This window comes from Streptomyces zagrosensis (assembly GCF_014203645.1).
GTDB classification, from domain to species: Bacteria; Actinomycetota; Actinomycetes; order Streptomycetales; family Streptomycetaceae; genus Streptomyces; species Streptomyces zagrosensis.
Map to the genome: position 1 here is coordinate 1 of NZ_JACHJL010000059.1, position 2,127 is coordinate 2,127.

Genomic DNA, 2,127 nt, shown 5'->3' on the forward strand with positions numbered 1-2,127 from the left:
CGGACCTAGCCCGGCGGAAGAACGCGGCGAACGCTTTGTCCAGACGGCGCAAGGTGGCCTGCTGCGAACTGAACGACCAGCGGCCCTGACGCTCCGGGTCGAACGTCCGGATCTCCTTGAGCTGCGCGGACTGCATCCCGTACTTGATGCTGGTCTTTGACACGTGCCGCCAGGCGTCGCGTCGTTCTTGCAACGCCCCGTTGTACAGGGAGCAGTGATCGCGCAGCATTTCGCCGAGCGCCTGCTCCTGGCGGACAGTGGGCCGCAGGAGGAACTTGTACGCACGGATCATCCAGCCCACCCCCTCCGGTGTGGTCGCTCGATCCTACTACGCTTGGCGCATGTCACCACGCTGGGAACCAGACCCCGACATCAGACGCGGCAACCATGTAATTTTCAACCTCCACGCACACTTGGTGTTTGTCACGAAGTACCGGCGGGAGGTCTTCAACGAGGACATGCTGACGCGCTGCGAAGCGATCATGCGGGACGTGTGTGAGAGCTTCGACGCGCAGCTGCGAGAGTTCAACGGCGAAGGCGACCACGTGCATCTGCTCGTGCACTACCCGCCGAAAGTCGCCCTGTCCAAACTCGTCAACTCCCTTAAGGGCGTTAGCTCCCGGTACCTGCGGGCGGAGTACACCGGCCGGATCAACCGGATCAACCGGATTGGCACGGGCTCGGTGTTCTGGTCCCCGTCCTACTTCGCCGCGTCATGCGGCGGCGCACCACTGAGCATCGTCAAGAACTACATCGAAAACCAGAAGCGACCGGCGTGACCGTCACCCCGAAGACGCAGAGATCTCCGGCGCTACGCGCCTCCAGACCAAGGATCGCATTTCCACCCGGCCTAAAGGCCGGAATTCCCTGCGAAGATCAAGGGATGGAGCACCAGGCGAGGGGCGTGTGCAACAGCGTGGCCCATGCGTCGGCCGCGGCCAGCGCGTGGCTGCGTTACCCGTCGTGGCTGCGTTATCCGTCGTGGCGGCGTTGTCCGTCGTGGCGGCGGGGTTGTCGGGAGAGCCTCGGATGACCCAGATCGCGGAGTTCGAGGAGCTACGCCCTCTGCTGTTCGGGATCGCCTACCGCATCCTCGGCAGCGTCAGCGAGGCAGAGGACGCGGTCCAGGAGTCCTGGCTGCGTTTGGCGTCCTCCCCGACACAACCCAGGTCCACCAAGGCGTTTCTTTCGACCGTGGTGACCCGGATCTCGATCGACGTCCTGCGGTCGGCCCGCATCCGGCGGGAGGAGTACATCGGGCCATGGTTCCCCGAGCCGCTGCTGACCGACCCCTACAAGGACCCCGAGCGCTCGGCAGAGTTGGCCGAGTCGTTGTCGATGGCGGCGCTGCTCCTGCTGGAGCGGTTGACCCCGCTGGAGCGGGCGGCCTTCGTGCTACGGGAGGTGTTCGGGTTCGACTTTGCGGAGGTCGCCTCGACCGTGGGGCGCTCGGAGGCGGCGTGCCGCCAACTCGTGGTGCGGGCGCGCCGCCACATGGATGACGGGCGCCCGCGGTTCGAGGCGGACCGCAAGGAACGGGACCAGTTGGCGGCGCGCTTCTTCGACGCACTCCGGGAAGGCGACGTCGAGGGCGTGCGCCAACTGCTCGCCACGGACGTGCAACTGGCCGGGGACAGCGGTGGCAAGGCACCGCGTTGGGGTAAGGGCATCATCGGCGCCGACCGGGTGGCCCGGGTGCTGATCGCGGCCTTCCCCTGGTTCGTCCGCATCGGGGGAACGCTGGAGCCGCACGAGGTGAACGGCCAGCCGGGCGCGGTCACCCGCGATCGGGACGGCAAGGTTTTCAACACCTTTGCGCTCGACGTACTCGACGGACGCATTCAGACGATCCGCTCGGTGATCAACCCCGACAAGCTCGGGCACGTGGGCCCGGTGGCGGACGCCTGGGCCGTCATCCGCGAGGTGAACCAGACTCGCCGCCTCCAGCTGGGTCGAGGGAACTGACGGCGCCCAAACCATGGTGGTGTCACATTCGCGGGCCCGGCGGTGTCTTTATGGGCAAGCAGCAAACCCAGGAGTCTCAATGACGAAGTCAAGCTGCCTGCGTGACTGGTGGGGCGGAGGTGAAGATCCGTCCGTCACGCAGCAGCGCCCACAGAACGCTCG

General features: G+C 66.1%; 3 protein-coding genes. 2 read left to right on the top strand and 1 reads right to left on the bottom strand.

Annotation, left to right across the window (positions count from 1 at the left end):
* Positions 1–292, bottom strand: a 292-nt coding sequence (locus FHS42_RS35985; RefSeq protein ID WP_184580569.1) for a helix-turn-helix domain-containing protein, incomplete at its 3' end; no start/stop codon positions are given.
* Between the two features lie 49 nt (positions 293–341).
* Between FHS42_RS35985 and tnpA the strand changes: the two genes are divergently transcribed.
* Together tnpA and FHS42_RS35995 are read left to right on the top strand one after the other, a co-directional pair.
* Positions 342–779 (top strand): IS200/IS605 family transposase, encoded by a 438-nt coding sequence (gene tnpA / locus FHS42_RS35990; RefSeq protein ID WP_184580572.1) that lies wholly within the window; start codon positions 342–344, stop codon positions 777–779.
* Positions 780–1,029: 250 nt separating this feature from the next.
* The gene (locus tag FHS42_RS35995) at positions 1,030–1,965 is read left to right on the top strand and encodes an RNA polymerase sigma-70 factor (protein WP_184580574.1); all 936 of its coding nucleotides are present in this window, start codon (positions 1,030–1,032) and stop codon (positions 1,963–1,965) included.
* Positions 1,966–2,127 lie beyond the last annotated feature (162 nt).